The sequence below is a fragment of the Brasilonema sennae CENA114 genome (assembly GCF_006968745.1).
GTDB classification, from domain to species: Bacteria; Cyanobacteriota; Cyanobacteriia; order Cyanobacteriales; family Nostocaceae; genus Brasilonema; species Brasilonema sennae.
In genome coordinates, this window is sequence record NZ_CP030118.1 from 3,904,252 (window position 1) to 3,919,801 (window position 15,550).

The following is a 15,550-nucleotide window of genomic DNA, read 5'->3' on the forward strand; positions in this document are numbered from 1 at the left end:
TGGTCTCAAAACATGCAATAATCTAGATCACAAACTGGATTTTTTATCTGAAGTGGTAGATGGCTTTTTCAACAAACTTAATTGAACTCAAGTTTGTATATGCTTATTTCAACGAATGCTTACCTGATATTCTACGATATTTTCTACAATAACATGCTAGTATTTTTCCGAAAGTTCATAAAAACAACACAATACTGTTAAGTATGTGTCAGTTGATATATCTAATCTTTGCAATGACTCAAAAGAGTCTCTCTATTTCAAAAAAAACTGTATGTTTCCCGACATAATTATGGCTTTTGTATTTTCTATGAAAAAATAAATTCTCACCTTTGCTTTGGAATTCATGAGAAAGAATTTTAAAGTTCAATGAAAGGAGTCAAAATTCAGAATTGGTAGAGTTAGGAGAACTCTACTCATAAAGCGATAGAGTTTCAATATATTGACAATATCACACACATGATATACTAGTGCGCATATGGAAAGACGCGTCGTGGGCTTTCGGCTTTAAATCCTGGAAAAATGAAAATCTCTACTATTCAAAGTCAACTTCTTGAAGTAAGGCTATCCACATATCGGGTGGTTCAGAATAGTAATCAATGTCCTCAACTTGATATCGACAAGTATTAGAACTGTTACATAAAATGATATAATCCCCGCGTTGGACACCTGCACGAATTCCAGTCATATAACCTATTGTCTGATTATCAGTCGATTCAAATATATAGTCACGTCCACTAACATATTGTGTATAGTCATAAGTTTTACTATGCTTGTTTTCTGTCTTCCTTAAGATATAGTTATAGAATGACGAAAAAATAATATTAAGGTTGATGGCTGACCTGGTACGAGACATAAGCGATTGGCAAACAAATAAAGGCGATCGGATTTTTAGGGGCAGCACTATGGAGGAGAAGTACCCTTCGGCTGCTATCTCCTCCACCAGACGCTACGCGAACGACTACGCTCAGCACAAGTCCGCTCAGGGTTTACCCTGTGCAAAACCTATTATCAGGGTGATTGCGCAAAGTAACAGACGCATAAAGGCGTATTGCCAAGCGATCAGTTGGCATAGGTTGCCGGATTTTTACACGTTTAGACCCAAGTCTCTAGGCGAAGAAGGGCAAGGCTCTTGGCGCCCGCTACCTTAATAATTGTGGATAGCCACATTGCCTAGGCTGCGTCTGACAAGCAAGATACCATAAGCTATGGTTCGCTACAATAGTGCAGGTGTCCACTAAGCGGTGTTTTATCTACCCACATGAGCCATCAACTCCAAGAGTACAATCCCAGTAGCATAGGTCAAATTAATGGCAACCTTTTTGCTTTACCATTTGATTACGAGTCTGCAAACCTGATTATCTTTGGTATACCCTGGGAAGTGACCGTTTCCTATGGCGCAGGCACTGCCCAAGGACCACAGCGAGTTCTGGATGCGTCGGCTCAAGTGGATTTGTTCGATTTCGATAATCCTGATGGATGGAAACAGGGAATTTTCATGGTAGAAATTCCTCAGGATATTTTAGAGAAGAACGAATATTATCGCACTTTAGCGGCAAAAATTATCGAGCGACTTGAGCAAGGTAAACCCCTGACAGATACACCAGATTTAACACCTGTGTTAGCAGAAATTAATCAAGCTTGTCAACAGGTAAATCAATGGTTGTTTGAACAGTCTAAGCAAGCAATTGAAAATGGTAAACGAGTTGCTGTGATTGGTGGGGATCACAGTTCACCCTTAGGTTACTTCCAAGCATTAGCAGCACGCTTTGCAAACTATGGCATTTTGCACATAGACGCACACGCAGATTTACGCGACGCCTATGAGGGATTTGAGTTTTCCCATGCGTCCATCATGTTCAATGCGATGAAGCTACCACAAATTTCCAAGTTAGTTCAGGTAGGCTTGCGTGATATTTGTCATGATGAAGTGCAAATGATTAACCAATCTCATGGTCGAATTGTCGCTTATTATGACCCAGCCATGAAACAAAAGCTGTATTCGGGAACGACTTGGATGGAGTTGTGTCGAGAAATTATCACTCATTTGCCTGAATATGTTTACATTAGCTTTGATGTAGATGGTCTAGATCCAAAATACTGTTCAAGTACAGGAACTCCTGTTCCGGGTGGACTGGAATTAGAGCAAGCTTTTTGTTTGTTTCGTGAATTGGTAAATAGTGGTAGAAAAATTATTGGTTTTGATCTGTGCGAAGTTGGTGATGCTGAGTGGGATGGTAATGTCGGTGCGCGGATTGTTTACAAGCTGGCGAATTTGATGGATTTATCTGTGCGACGATCATAATTTGCAGTGTATAGGAATCCGGTTTGATTTGGTGAACTAACTCGTCAGGGCAGGGAACGCTTAACGCTTAACGCTTAACAGGGAAGAAGCAATAAAGATGCAGATAAATGGGAAGATTGTTTTCAATAATCGCATTCCAAAGTGGGGGAAAAGGACGATGTTTAAGACGGTTTCTTCTTTGTTTAACTAAGGTGGGACTGACTAAAATCCCAGTGATAATCAGCCCAATGATCACATAAACAATAATTGTTTGAATCATTATTAAGAGGGAACAGGGAACAAAACAATTCAAAGTTCAAAATTCAAAGTTCCAAAAAAATTCTTAATGCGTGAATTTTGAATTGATAATTTTGAATGTTTGAGCAGCGAGTGGGAACAGAAAAATCCTCTCAGCGTGGCGGAACGCTATAGCGCTCTTTTATTACTCTCGTCAGATTAAATATGAGACCTTATTTTTAGGTTATAAGTAGGTAGGTAAGAATAAACTGAACTATGTTACGAAATGTGAAAACGCTGAAATTCTTACAATGACTAATGACCAATGACTAATGACTGCCTTGACTAGTTAACTTTATTTGTACCGACCTACTTAGCGGTTCTCACTTCGGTGCAATACAGTCGTCACCTCACCCCGCATAAGCTTCCGCAAACGCTCCCCTCTCCGAGCTTTGGAGAGCCAGTGCGTTGCGGAGCCAGTGCTGATAGCGTAGCGTGTCCGCAGGACATAGACGGGTTTCCCGTCGCAGGCATCTGGTGAGACCAGATCCCTCTGTCGGGAAACCCTCTCCGTTTGCGTAGCGCCCCCTTCGGGGCTAGTTGCCACAACGCGGGGAACCCGACGCCAGATACCAAGTGAGGGAAACCCTCCTGCAGTACTGGCTCCGCAAGGCACAACTCTTGGCAGGACTGGCGAACCCGAAGGGACTTTGTTTGTGTAGCCGCGACTTCCAGTCGCCCCAATTATTCACTCTCCAGAGTCATACAAGAGCGATAGGGACTTGCTCAAAGTACAAAGGAGTCGATAAGCTTCCGGGCAATACTCAACCTAGGAGGAACTTGTGGTAAGTTGTGTTTACTAAACCAGGCAGCATCTACCAATTCTTGCGGTTCGATGACGATGTCACCACTTGCATAAGTGGCTGTGAATCCAATCATAAGTGAGTTGGGAAATGGCCAAGGTTGCGAGCCAAAATAGCGAATATCTTTCAACTCAATTCCTACTTCCTCCCGGACTTCGCGCACCACCGTTTCTTCTAACGATTCTCCTGGTTCTACGAAGCCAGCTAGCAAGCTGTACATCCCTGGCGGAAACCGAGGGGCGCGAGCCAACAAGAGTTCTTCACCCCGAGAAACGAGAACGATAATCGCAGGCGAGAGGCGAGGATAATTCACTAATCCACAGTTGGGGCAACGTTTGGCACGCTCATGGGATAATTGGGTTGTGGGAGTCGCACAGTGCCCGCAGTATTGGTGAGTGCGATCCCATTCCAGGATTTGGATCGCGCGACCACTTAATGCATATAACTGTTCATCTAATGTTCCGTATAATTCGCGCAATCCCTGCAAGACCATCCCATCGGGGACAATCGCATCCTTGGGCAATTCTGCCGAGTAACAAGGTTGACCATCCAGGGTGCCAAGGAATTGAGTTCGCACATGTGTCAAGCCAATTTCTGTTAAACTGATTAAATTGGGAATTTGGCTGACGTTTCCTTCGGAGCGAACCAGCAATTTATTGCCAACAAACGCAAACCACCAGGAAGGTTGAGACTGTACTGTAGGTGGAGTAATGCCAGGGATAAAGGTTTGATGCATATCAGTAGAACACAATTGCCTTGATCGTATCACCGCCGCTCTTACCCAATACCATACATTTGCCTCATCACCTTGAAACTCCTAAACTTTTTGAACACTTGAACTACTTTTCTCAGCACCAAGACGCCTTCCCAATCACTTACCTCAACGACTTGCGAGGAGAGATTTTAGCGTCCCCCTATTTTGCAACCAACAACCTTAACCGCGACTTTGTTGACACAAAGGGGTTTTCTGTGGTATTCCAGCGTTGCGAAATTGCGGAAGTGGAACGGCGCTTTCCTTTCTTCAAGCCCTATCTCGACCAGGCGCTAGAGCCGAACTGCAACGCTTTCTATCTTAACCCGCTGCTGCTCAAAGAAGGCTCCCGCGTCGATCCGCATATTGATCGCTCTTTGCGATCTTACTGCAAAACGATTGAGCCTCCTGTGGTGGTTAGTGTTCTTTATGTGCAAGTACCGCCAAACTTGCAAGGCGGAGAACTCGTGCTGCGCCGCCACAAACAGCAAGTCGGGCAGATTAAACCACGATCTAACATGCTACTGTATTTTCAAGGCGATCTGACTCATTCGGTCAATGCTGTTAAAATCACAGGGACTCGTCTAAGCTTAGTTTGTGAACAATACAGTTTGAGTGAAACTGAACTGCAAGACGTTCCAGCGTTCACAGTGGAGTCTAGGGCGGTGAAGGTTAAGCGCAGGTAAGGAATTCTCCAAACCAGAGGCTTATCGCACTGTTTATTCATGGTTGGATTTACTGCGCTTGTGATCATCTAAATGAGTTCGCACTTGCTTTTGAAATACTTTAACAGCCTCAATATGATTTTGAGAAGCATTTATATGTGCCTGGGCAGATTCCGAAAATACTTTCACCGAAGGATCATCTTTTAATTGCTGTGCCTTTTCCAAAGATTCCTGCGCCTGCTTCTGAATAGTTTTTCCAGACGCTTCAATGCTTTGACCGATTTCCGGCTTATTTTGGTCGTTGGTTTGCAGCCGCTTACCAACCTCTTCTACCGATTTACCATGCTCAATTGATTGCAAGGCGTGTTTCTGTGCGGCTTGCACGCTCTGCGGTGAAATTTCATGCATAACAATCTTACCTACTAGCACTTATCGTGTGATAGCGTTTTTTAGGGACTTGCTCATCTACTGGAAGGTATGGTTGGACTGTAAATTAGAAAGCGATCGCTCTGTATCTGAGCAGACAAATATTGCACCAGAGGAAATTCAGTCAATATCTGCTGAATTTGAGCAGGAAGAAAAGGACAAACAAATAGTAGTGATTAAGGGGCGATCGCACTAACTAAATCGCACTCACTAAAGGTTCGCTGCTGTTTTGATTTTCTTGCAGATTTCTACCCAAGCTTTATCTCGTCTATTTGCGGGAATGGCGTTCAATGGTTTATCAGTAGAGTGCGCTGCTTGATACTTTTCAATTGCTGTTTCTTTGTAGTTGCTAAAACGCAACGGTATCCAAACAATTGTGACTCCTGCTCCAGCGTTTTCTAATAGAGGTGGTAATTCATTTTTACTGATATAGTTTGATGCTAAAAAATCAGGACTAACCAGCAATAAAGCAACTTTTGCAGCAGCGAGAGCTTCGGCAATTTCATCTCGCCACACAGCACCAGGCTGGATTTGGGTATCATCCCACAGTTGCAAATTCTTTTCTCTAATTAATGGTTCTAGATGAATTTTGATATCGTTAAACCACTTTTGATCTTTATGACTATAGCTGATGAAAACGAGGTTTCTGGTTGGCGTCAACAATGCTTTTTTCTCCTGTTCCAGTTCCTGTTGCAACGGTGCTGCTTGCGAGTTGAGTTCCCTATCTGCATCGAATGGTTGGTTCATAACATCATCAATCAACTTTCGGACATCTACCATTTGACGGCTTTTCTGACATTGAATTAGGTACTCACGGTCGTTAAAAAAATCGCGCAGAACGTTTAAGGTGTAATAATGGGGCGTCTGACTACCTTTAGATTTTTTCTCGCAATTGCAGGGAACAAGAGTTTCATACTCCAAACGCTCAAAAGACTGATGGATTTTTTCGAGTTCGTGGGTGACAACTGCTAGCAGTTCTTTCTTGCGGTTTCCGGCGACATGAATTTTAATTTCCCTTTGATTATAGTTTTCAATAACTTCGGCACGGGTTTGGTCTTTGTTGAGAACAACGCCGTTTTTCCAGACGAGTTTTTGTTCATCAATCCAAGGGTATGTCTCAACGATGAAGCGGGTGAGGATACCTTTGGGCATGAATTCGTATTTGTAGCGCAAAATCAGGTTGTTGGTATCGTCCCAAGTGTAGTCGGGTTGATTAGCGGAAAGTAGTTGAGGTGCAATATAGGTGTCAGGACGATTGTCAGGACGATTGGGAATTTTATAGCAGAGTTTGAACCGCATCATCAATTGCAGTAGTTCTTCTTGCATCTGCGCATATTCGCCATCTTTCCAAATATCGGCAAGATTGTCCTGGGTAAAACATCCGAGATTTTTCTTGACGGTATCATTGTCCAACACTTTGTAGACAGCAGTAGTACCCCATTCCGGTTTGAGGATGACATAGTGTTTGAGCGTAGAATCGTCTTGGAAGTGAAGGCAAACGCCGAGGTCATGCAGATAGCGGCTAAGGCGCAACATATCTTCACGGTCAGTTAGTTTATTCTCTCGGCAAAGGGTGCGGTATTCTTCAAGGCTGATGTAGTTGCGGGAATAGTTTTCTAAGGCTGAACGGACTCTCACCCAGAGTTTTGGCAAAGGTGTGCCGACGTGGGGAAGCCTGCTGATGTAATTCTCAATGGCGTTTTTAATTTCTGATAAACCGCGATTACCGTCTAAGTTGGTTGCTAGAATTTCTTTTAAGTTGGTAAACTCTCCTCGCAATCGCCGCTCATTGACTTCGCACTTCCGGTCTTGTTTTTCATTTTTGATGATCACAACTGGGCTATTGTCGCTCAAGAGTTCAACAACCTTGAGCCACCAGTAAAAATCTGTGTTTTCCTTACGAGTATCGGCAACTAAGGCATAGACAGAACGCTTTGTCAGGAAAAATTGGTGAGTTTGATGATAGATTTCCTGTCCGCCAAAGTCCCAAATATTGACGCGAAAGGGTTGTCCATTGGGCTGTGTGAAGTTCCACTGGATGACATCAATACCTTGAGTGGATTTCTCATCCGACTGGAGTTCGTAAGTTTCGTCTGCAATTTTCTTAGCTAAGGAAGTTTTCCCAGCGCCCCCTTCGCCAACAATCAAGAATTTCGCTTCATAAAGGGGTTCGGTTTCATTTGGATCTTGCAGGCGGAAATAGAAATTGAGAATTTCATTCACATCGCCTGGATTTTCTGACAACTTTTTCGATCCCAAAATTTCAGGTCGAATGGGGACTGGATTTCCACGAAGATCCAATTTTTCAAGTTTTGTCAGTTGCCTGATTTGTGCTGGCAGTGCGCTCAGTTGATTGCTACCCAGGTCGAGTGATTGCAGGTTGGTGAGTTGTCCAAATTCCGCTGGCAGTGCGCTCAGTTGATTGCTACCCAGGTCAAGTGATTGCAGGTTGGTGAGTTGTCCAAATTTCGCTGGCAGTGCGCTCAGTTGATTGTAGTAGAGGTTGAGCGATCGCAGGTTGGTGAGTTGTCCAAATTCCGCTGGCAGTGCACTCAGTTGATTGTAGTAGAGGTTGAGCGATCGCAGGTTGGTGAGTTGTCCAAATTCCGCTGGCAGTGCGCTGAGTTGATTGTTGTAGAGGTCGAGCGTTTGCAGGTTGGTGAGTTGTCCAAATTCCGCTGGTAGTGCGCTCAGTTGATTGCTGCTGAGGTTGAGCGATTGCAGGTTGGTGAATTGTCCAAATTCCGCTGGCAGTGCGCTCAGTTGATTGCTCCTGAGGTTGAGCGATTGCAGCTTGGTAAGTTGTCCAAATTCCGCTGGCAGTAAGCTGAGTTGATTGTAGTAGAGGTCGAGCGTTTGCAGGTTGGTGAGTTGTCCAAATTCCGCTGGCAGTGCACTCAGTTGATTGTCCCAAAGGTCGAGCGTTTGTAGGTTGGTAAGTTGTCCAAATTCCGCTGGCAGTGAGCTGAGTTGATTGTTGCTGAGGTGGAGCGTTTGCAGGTTGGTGAGTTGTCCAAATTCCTGTGGCAAACTGCTTAAACGATTGGCAACAACCTGAAGTTCTTCAAGATGATGAAGCTGTCTTATTTCTGCAGGTAAAGTACTCAAGTTATTCCCGATAGTACCAACAATATCGCCCTCGTCATCATACTTATATTTGCCGAGAATCAGTTTTTTGAGTTGAGTCAACTTGCCAATAGATGGCGGTAAAACTGTCAAATCATTGCCGGAGAGGTCGAGTTCCATCGCTCCCTCACTCGCCGCTTGTTCAATTACCCGCAGCAATTCTTCCTGAGTCATCAGCAATCTACTGAACTATTGATTTGGTACTTTAAAGGTAACCCAAATTCTACTGATAGCAACTTGCGGCTCAATGACCTCACCCTCGCTTTTAGCTTCGCTAAAATCTTTCCCTCTCCTTATTAAGGAGAGGGATGCCCGATAGGGCAGGGTGAGGTGATACGTATGATAGCAACTTGCGGCTCGACCTCACCCTCGCTTTTAGCTTCGCTAAAATCTTTCCCTCTCCGGAGTTCGGAGAGGGATGCCCGACAGGGCAGGGTGAGGTAATGCGTATGGATGTAACGCGCCTATGAACTTGATGAAACTTGTCTGTTGGAATACCAGTTGTCAGATAACAAAGGCGATCGCTTCACCTTATTCGTTCCAGAATGCCTGAAATGAGGATTTTTGGTAAAAGTCTTACGCTGTAAGCGTCCTAGATTATTTTCTTGCGATGATATTCAATCCGCAGGTGTTTAACGTCAGTCTCCTGGGACGCTAAAAACAGAAGACGCTCTCGTTGGTGTAATCCCAAATTTTCAAACTGTGCCAGTTCGGAGTTTGACAATGCCCAAGGCGGACCAGAGGGTTCGGCTTCTGTCTCCCGAAAACGAGTAATCACTAACAGCGTTCCATCAGTCGCAACAACAGAGGCGACTGAGGAGATAACCTTTGAGCGCACATTCAAGGGCAAAGCTTGGATATTGCGAGATTCAAAAACCAAGTCAAAGGCAAGATGCCATTGTGAGGGAATTGCCAACAAATCTGCAACTACATAATTCACAGTCGAATCGGGAAATCGCTGCTGACACCAGGCAATAGCTGTGGGGGAAATATCAAAGGCAGTTACCTCAAACCCTCGCTTTGCTAAAGCTTCTGCATCATCTCCCAAGCCACAGCCAATTACCAGCGCCCTTAGCCCTTGAGCTGCAGATGGTGCATGAGTAGTCAACCAATCTTGCAGATAGGGGTGGGGGGCTAACTTTGCCCAAGGAATTTGCGCCGCATCACCTTTAGCTTCGACATATAAGACATCAAACCATGCGGATGGCTCTGATTTTTCTGAGGCTTGTGTGGCTAACTCTTTAATATGAAGTCGTACATGTTCTGGTTGTTGTTCAAACATAAAAAGGAGTCTAGCTGTGATTGGCATTAATTAATTTTAATACCGCTCGTAACTTGATTGATCCAACCAACATATTCTGTTTGCACTGCTTCCAATCCAGCCGCCTTCATCCAATCGTCTACACTCTCTGCAGCATAAACTGTGGAATAAGGTTCTTTGAAGATTTTGATCAACCATTTCGCATGACGCAGCCTTTTTTGATTCCCATCCAAAATAATCAATTGTCCTCCTGGTTTCAGAAGGCGGAAACATTCTCGCAAAATTAACTGAGAAATTTTGGGTGGTGTTTCGTGTAATAAAAAGGAAGCTGTCACCAAATCAAAAGAAGCTTCTTCAAAACCTGTGGCTTCCGCTAGTCCATGCAGCCACTCTATATTTAACCCCGCTTGCTGCGCTTTGTAGTCCGCCACGACTAGCATATAAGGAGACAAATCCAATCCAATAACGTTCGCTTGCCCAAAAGCTTGCTTTAACATCAATGTAGCCGAACCTGTGCCGCAACCAAGATCAAGAATTTTCCTTGGCTGATTCTTAATAACACCAATTAACTGCTGACGAATCCACGCTTCATTTGGTGGCGAAGCAAATGCAGTGACTGGATCATATGTTATCGCTGCTACAGAATTAAGGTACCCGCCTTGTATACCGTGAAAATTCTGACTGCTGTAATAATGTGGATAAATTAAGTTTGGTTGTCGGAAGCGTTAAGCGTAGCTCTGCCGTAGGCAATCGCTCTGGTGTTGCCAATCTATTGTTTCATAAAACTGCAGTTTGTTTTTTCCAATCAGGAAGCGAAGGAGCGATTTTAACAAAAGCTGCCCTATTGGGTTCTGACTTGTTGACACACTCACCTCTTTTCATCGCTTAACTAAGATCTAGCACCAGCTTTTGGATCCGCCAATAAATAAATTTATTGGCTCAGAGCTTCAAGTAAGCTAAAGCTTACTTAATATACATTCCAGTCCGTTTTAACGGACTTTGATTATCAGCCTTGAACTGAAGTTCAAGGCGTACTTACGGGAAGGTGCAAGATCTGAGTTAGAGTTTTTTCAGTTAATTGAACCACATATTAGATAATAGGCATTAACCGCTCATAACTTCAGCGAGTATTAAGAGTAATTTACACCAAATTCCTAGTAAATACCATGAAATTAAACTATCAAAACAACAATATTTTTACCTTTGTAAAAGTTCTATCTACAGTTCTCATAACAAGTGCAATTGGATTGGAATTATGGAATATTTATGCAGTCCTAACTAACACGAAAGTACCAAGCAGCCTGAATCCAGTTTTTTGGATTGAACGTTTTGCAGTCACAATCCATTTCCTTGAAGGAGTTGTCGCAGCTTTTTTTGCACCTTCAAGAAAAAAGACGCCACTACAATATGGCACTTATACTTTTTTTGTCGGCACAATTGGTTTGTTTGAATTGTTTCAAAAAGAAGATGACGAATAATGAATTATGACAATCATGCCTACATACGACTTATTTCAACTCCTTCGCTGGCGGTAAAATACCAAACTTATTTAAACCTTTATCGAGTTGCTTGAGTAATTTAAAGTCCTCCTCTGGTAAAGAATCACTGCTACTGCTGAACCCTTTACCAGAAGACTCTTCCAAAAAGGAGAATGCTTGTCGAAACTGATGCGGCTGTGCTTGAATTGGTGAGTCAAAATGACAAGGAATAATTCGCTCAAAATTCCAACTCGCTACTTTATTAGCCCAGTTGATAGTTTCTTTTGGTGCGCGGTTGAGAATGAGAGTTCGTAAAATTGGTGCGACAAACAAACGACCATTCCCTCGCAGTGCATCAAATGAGGACTTCCAATCTGAGTTCCATTGGAAGGGAAACAACCCAAAGTAAGCTTTCTTGGAACGTTCCGGTGCTTGAAAGGCGTTACGAAATACCTCACCCCATTGCATAATTTCTACCATACTTGGTCGAAAGTACAAAGCAAACAACGAAATACGTTGCCATCCCTTACGGCGATTTACTGGATTGTCTTCAACTATGTCAGACGCTTTGTCTTTGGCGTGGAACAGTAAGGGGTATGAATCTAATTGGACGATCGCCGGTGGTTCTTCTGGTACAGAAACCACTGAATCTGTGACGAGTAAGGTGTGCGATCGCCTATGAAAAAACGCAACTTCCGCAAACCGACCAGGACCAAGCTCAATAGGACTTAGCATTGCATAGTCAAACTCGTCAGCAAAGGGAGTTTGGCTACTGTCTTCTGGGAGTAGCTGAGTGCGTTTGGAGGGTAAGCCTAACCAACTAAGTGGAAGATTCAGCGGAAAACTCCACTGCTTAGGAGTAACAAAAACCTGTGCATTTGGGAAGCATCTCGCAAACGGACCAACAAAGACTTTGTGTTCTAAACCAGAGACAGTTGGCAGAATGATATACTTAACATCGCCGTGTTCTGCAACCAACTCATTGACAAGGCGAATACACTCGTTCGTCGGCGCGACAGGTGCATAAACGAGCAGTCCCCCTTCATCTAACTTAACAATGGTCATGCGAATCGGCACGACAACATAGAAAATGCCCTGAAGCTGGTCAAAAGTCCAAATTGTATCTTTGAGAACTTCTTTGCGAATAGTCCGCCGTTTGCCAAAGGGGTAGAGTGGCAAAGCAAACCAAAAAGACCATGAAAAGTCCTCTGGATAAATCTCTTGTCCCTGCGTTTGGTGCGTATTCTTTTGAGTTTGAGCCACTTCATGCCCCCGAACCACGTCTATCATGCTCAAACCAGTTACCAGTTACCAGTTACCAGTTACCAGTTTTCACTGTTTACTGTTCACTGTTCACTCCTCACTGTTCATTGTTGAGCATATAAACTATCTTGCGAGATTTCTGGCAACATTTTATCGAGTTTGAAAAATATTTTGCACCATTTTTTTGTCTGCACTTGCAGCCGCTTGATCCAACTCTGCTATTTCACCAGAATTTAGTTCCCAACCCAAAGCACCAATATTCTCTTTTGCCTGTTCCACACTCTTTGCGCCAGGAATGGGAATAGCCCCTTTACAAATACACCAATTTATGCTTACTTGTGACATAGTTTTGTTTCTAGATTGAGCCACCTCTCGTAAGCTTGCCAAAAGTGGACTGATTCCTGGTAACATCTGTCTAAACAGCAAACCTCGAATGCCTTTTGGAAAAGGACCTTTTTGGGAGTACTTTCCTGTCAACAGCCCTAATGCAAGAGGACTGTAGGCAATCAGTTTGATTCCAAGCTGATCACAAACATCTTTAACTTCCAATTCGGTAACGGGATACGTGGACAGCAGCGAGTATTGAACTTGCAAAGTCGCGATTGGAACTCCTCGTTCTGCAAATCTTTGATGTACCCGTTTGAGTTGTTTTGGTCCATAGTTGGATAAGCCCACACCCTTGACGAGTCCTTGCTCATAAAGGTCAGCAAGACCATCCAAAAGTCCTCTTTCCTGCCAAGGAGCATAATTCGCCGTAGACCAGTGCATTTGTACCAAATCCACATTTTTTCCCAGCCGCTTGGCAGATGACTTGCAAGCCGACACCATTGATTGGCGTGTCCATCTCCAAGGATAAGCAGCAAGCTTGGTTGCAATGCAAATATTTTCTTTGCCTGAACCGAGATATTCTCTAGAAAATCGTCCCAGGAGTGACTCGCTTCGCCCATTCAATCTCCCAGTTCCGTAAGAATCACCCGTATCAAATAAAGTTACACCGTTGCTCACACAAAGGTTAAAGACGGCTTGTAACTGGTCATCCATGCTTTCGTCATATCCCCAAAGCAGTCGGTTACCCCATGCCCAAGTTCCGCAGCCCATGTTTGGAAGGGAGAGTTCTTGACAAATTTGCATTTTTATTATCCTTGCTGAGCTAATCTCCAGTGTACTAATTTGCTAGATTTGCCTTTGTTGAGATCTTGCACCATTACGAGTAAATTACTAATACTTATATGAAACAGTGTTTATATTTACTCAAAAATCAGTTCTAGCTTTTTCAGTCCATTTCAATGGACTTAGCGTATGCAGCCTGGGACTTACAGTCCTAGGCGGATGAGAACGGAGTCAAATAATATGTCATGATTTTGACATTTGTTTGACCAGGTGCAAGATGTCAGTTTGGTTAGCATGCAATTTGGGTTGACGCCACAAGGTTATCTTTAACTCCTCGCAATAGCATCCCAAGCCTTGAGTTTCTATTTGATGATTATATATCCAATAAAAAATTCGTCGTGCTTTGGCGAACGCAACATTTGTTGAAGGATAAATACGGGGGCTAGGACAAAAAACTTCTCCATTAATATGGATTGCAGCAATATGCCAATAATCGCTGCCTTCACCTTCTGGGATAATTTCTAAAAACCCGTCTTTTAAAGGTTCAATAATTCCCATATTTATACAACCTTAACATCAATTCACTTTACAAATCGCCTCTAAGATCTCAGTATTTGAAAATAGCCAATCAAGCTGTTTCTCTCTTTACTTGATAGCAGCGGAAGCAGCAGCAGCACGCAAGATAGGTAACGGACTGTTTCATTCACTGTACTCAAAATCAGAACAGCAACCGATATAGTCACCCATCCAAGAGCTACTGTGTAATTTGGACTACCTATCTCTTTTGCTATAAATATATGAATAACTATATAACTGCCTAATGCAGCTATTTCTGCCCAGCCATAACCAACCATCCCTAAGTACGGTACAAGTAAAAAGGCACTTCCGGCAAAAAGTACTATGTGTGCTGTATGAAACCAAGTGACCGAAAGATTTTTACCCAACAGATAAAGGACTGACGAATGTAAGTTGAAAATAGAATTAGCAATATAGCCAATTGCAATCAACGGAAAAACTTGCAGCAGTGGAGTCCAAACTTTCCCAAAAACGACTGGTAATATAACAGGTGCTACTATTGCAAAAGCCGCCATTGGCAAACCAACAGCTAGTGCTTGTAGACGCATTCCCTCTTCAATACTCTTACGTAAACGAAGTGGATCATTCTCTAATTTTGCAAGCGCCGCCATAGCCAAACGCCAGGTGACAGACTTGGCAAAAGCCAGCATTTCTGCTATGCGAATCGCTAAAGCGATAAAACCAACAGCTTCAAGCCCAGCAAAACGTCCTACAATAACTGGATTGACGAGCGATCGCAATTGCCAAATCCACGTTGAACTTGAGTAACTCAAACCATATACCAACATCTCCCGTATTAAACTGGGTTTCCAGCATAAGCGTGGGCGCAGATCAGTACTAAAGACAGTTAGTAAAACCATAGTGATTTGCTGCAGCCACAAACCACCAGCAGGTGCCCAAGCACCAAGTTCTTTAGGTGCTAGGTAATGTGCCAGGGGTAAAGCTGCTACATAATAGCTAACTTGGCTGATTAACTCGATATAGGCAACACGCTGGAAATTTAAGTCTCGATCCAGTTTGATTGTCAAAGGCAGGTTTAACAGCGAAAGAGGTAACGTTAAACCCAAAGTTGCCAACAGTGGTGCGGATTCTGGAACGTTCAGCATCTGGGCAATAATGTGTTGCCCTAATACAAGAGTGAGTGTAAAGACACTGCTAATACACAGCAACAGAGTAAAAACTTGGTTATAATCTTGTTGGTCTGGGTTAGATGTTTTACGTAGTAAATAAACATCCAAGCCCCATATACCCAAACCACCAAGAAAACTTACAATTCCATAACTCACTCCATAAAGTCCATATTGAGCCGGCCCAATCACTTTAGTGATGAATAATACGCCAATTAAACTGAGTAAGATACCCAAAGCTTGGCGTATGACCATCAAGGCTCCACCCTTGATGACTTTACTACGAAGTCCCACAACAACTCCAAAAATAAATAAGTTGGACTTTTCTTTTGCAAAGAATTCATCTTTTCAGGCTATCCTAAAAAGATGAATTAAAAGGTTCTTTA

14 protein-coding genes and 1 pseudogene are annotated in these 15,550 nt (G+C 43.2%); 4 read left to right on the forward strand and 11 right to left on the reverse strand.

The features are described from left to right. Positions 1-532: 532 nt before the first annotated feature. A complete protein-coding gene (locus DP114_RS16600) occupies positions 533-853 on the reverse strand; it encodes a hypothetical protein (protein ID WP_169263804.1) in 321 nt (106 codons plus the stop codon). A 405-nt stretch (positions 854-1,258) separates the two neighbouring features. On the opposite strand from DP114_RS16600, the gene speB reads away from it, so the two are divergent. Then, positions 1,259-2,302 (forward strand): agmatinase SpeB, encoded by a 1,044-nt coding sequence (speB, locus tag DP114_RS16605; protein WP_171976622.1) that lies wholly within the window; start codon positions 1,259-1,261, stop codon positions 2,300-2,302. Between the two features lie 67 nt (positions 2,303-2,369). Here speB and DP114_RS16610 read toward each other — a convergent pair whose 3' ends face one another. Together DP114_RS16610 and nudC are read right to left on the reverse strand one after the other, a co-directional pair. Next, a complete protein-coding gene (locus DP114_RS16610; protein WP_169263801.1) occupies positions 2,370-2,561 on the reverse strand; it encodes a hypothetical protein in 192 nt (63 codons plus the stop codon). Between the two features lie 743 nt (positions 2,562-3,304). Next, positions 3,305-4,117 carry an NAD(+) diphosphatase gene (gene nudC, locus DP114_RS16615; protein WP_169266445.1) on the reverse strand — a complete coding sequence of 271 codons (813 nt, stop codon included), beginning with the start codon at positions 4,115-4,117 and terminating at the stop codon, positions 3,305-3,307. Between the two features lie 98 nt (positions 4,118-4,215). Between nudC and DP114_RS16620 the strand changes: the two genes are divergently transcribed. Then, a complete protein-coding gene (locus DP114_RS16620; RefSeq protein ID WP_169266446.1) occupies positions 4,216-4,818 on the forward strand; it encodes a 2OG-Fe(II) oxygenase in 603 nt (200 codons plus the stop codon). 33 nt (positions 4,819-4,851) lie between these two features. Here DP114_RS16620 and DP114_RS16625 read toward each other — a convergent pair whose 3' ends face one another. Continuing rightward, complete coding sequence (locus tag DP114_RS16625) at positions 4,852-5,205, reverse strand: hypothetical protein (protein WP_169266447.1); 354 nt, start codon at positions 5,203-5,205, stop codon at positions 4,852-4,854. A gap of 73 nt (positions 5,206-5,278) precedes the next feature. Between DP114_RS16625 and DP114_RS16630 the strand changes: the two genes are divergently transcribed. Next, the gene (locus DP114_RS16630; protein WP_169266448.1) at positions 5,279-5,419 is read left to right on the forward strand and encodes a hypothetical protein; all 141 of its coding nucleotides are present in this window, start codon (positions 5,279-5,281) and stop codon (positions 5,417-5,419) included. A 14-nt stretch (positions 5,420-5,433) separates the two neighbouring features. On the opposite strand, the gene DP114_RS16635 is transcribed toward DP114_RS16630, so the two are convergent. The 3 genes and pseudogenes from DP114_RS16635 to DP114_RS16645 form a co-directional block, all read right to left on the reverse strand. Beyond that, positions 5,434-8,523, reverse strand: a complete 3,090-nt coding sequence (locus DP114_RS16635) for a COR domain-containing protein (RefSeq protein WP_172195227.1) — start codon at positions 8,521-8,523, stop codon at positions 5,434-5,436. Between the two features lie 418 nt (positions 8,524-8,941). Further along, the gene (locus DP114_RS16640) at positions 8,942-9,631 is read right to left on the reverse strand and encodes a class I SAM-dependent methyltransferase (protein WP_171976624.1); all 690 of its coding nucleotides are present in this window, start codon (positions 9,629-9,631) and stop codon (positions 8,942-8,944) included. A 26-nt stretch (positions 9,632-9,657) separates the two neighbouring features. Then, a pseudogene (locus DP114_RS16645) lies at positions 9,658-10,476 on the reverse strand (class I SAM-dependent methyltransferase). A gap of 300 nt (positions 10,477-10,776) precedes the next feature. On the opposite strand from DP114_RS16645, the gene DP114_RS16650 reads away from it, so the two are divergent. Continuing rightward, positions 10,777-11,088, forward strand: coding sequence for a hypothetical protein (locus DP114_RS16650; protein ID WP_169266451.1), 312 nt, complete (start codon positions 10,777-10,779; stop codon positions 11,086-11,088). Between the two features lie 30 nt (positions 11,089-11,118). Here DP114_RS16650 and DP114_RS16655 read toward each other — a convergent pair whose 3' ends face one another. From DP114_RS16655 to DP114_RS16670, 4 genes are all read right to left on the reverse strand, one after another. Further along, on the reverse strand, positions 11,119-12,378 hold the full coding sequence (locus DP114_RS16655) for a DUF4336 domain-containing protein (protein WP_171976625.1): 1,260 nt from the start codon (positions 12,376-12,378) through the stop codon (positions 11,119-11,121). A 123-nt stretch (positions 12,379-12,501) separates the two neighbouring features. Then, positions 12,502-13,482, reverse strand: a complete 981-nt coding sequence (locus DP114_RS16660; protein ID WP_171976626.1) for an aldo/keto reductase — start codon at positions 13,480-13,482, stop codon at positions 12,502-12,504. Between the two features lie 222 nt (positions 13,483-13,704). Further along, a complete protein-coding gene (locus DP114_RS16665; RefSeq protein ID WP_211178556.1) occupies positions 13,705-14,019 on the reverse strand; it encodes a hypothetical protein in 315 nt (104 codons plus the stop codon). Positions 14,020-14,060: 41 nt separating this feature from the next. After that, on the reverse strand, positions 14,061-15,458 hold the full coding sequence (locus DP114_RS16670) for an oligosaccharide flippase family protein (protein WP_171976627.1): 1,398 nt from the start codon (positions 15,456-15,458) through the stop codon (positions 14,061-14,063). Between the last annotated feature and the right edge of the window lie 92 nt (positions 15,459-15,550).

Bases quoted from the DNA above. Each gene is read 5' to 3' on its own strand.
- DP114_RS16600 (WP_169263804.1), bottom strand. From the start codon at position 853: ATGTCTCGTACCAGGTCAGCCATCAACCTTAATATTATTTTTTCGTCA.
- speB (WP_171976622.1), top strand. From the start codon at position 1,259: ATGAGCCATCAACTCCAAGAGTACAATCCCAGTAGCATAGGTCAAATT.
- DP114_RS16610 (WP_169263801.1), bottom strand. From the start codon at position 2,561: ATGATTCAAACAATTATTGTTTATGTGATCATTGGGCTGATTATCACT.
- nudC (WP_169266445.1), bottom strand. From the start codon at position 4,117: ATGCATCAAACCTTTATCCCTGGCATTACTCCACCTACAGTACAGTCT.
- DP114_RS16625 (WP_169266447.1), bottom strand. From the start codon at position 5,205: ATGCATGAAATTTCACCGCAGAGCGTGCAAGCCGCACAGAAACACGCC.
- DP114_RS16635 (WP_172195227.1), bottom strand. From the start codon at position 8,523: ATGACTCAGGAAGAATTGCTGCGGGTAATTGAACAAGCGGCGAGTGAG.
- DP114_RS16640 (WP_171976624.1), bottom strand. From the start codon at position 9,631: ATGTTTGAACAACAACCAGAACATGTACGACTTCATATTAAAGAGTTA.
- DP114_RS16650 (WP_169266451.1), top strand. From the start codon at position 10,777: ATGAAATTAAACTATCAAAACAACAATATTTTTACCTTTGTAAAAGTT.
- DP114_RS16655 (WP_171976625.1), bottom strand. From the start codon at position 12,378: ATGATAGACGTGGTTCGGGGGCATGAAGTGGCTCAAACTCAAAAGAAT.
- DP114_RS16660 (WP_171976626.1), bottom strand. From the start codon at position 13,482: ATGCAAATTTGTCAAGAACTCTCCCTTCCAAACATGGGCTGCGGAACT.
- DP114_RS16665 (WP_211178556.1), bottom strand. From the start codon at position 14,019: ATGGGAATTATTGAACCTTTAAAAGACGGGTTTTTAGAAATTATCCCA.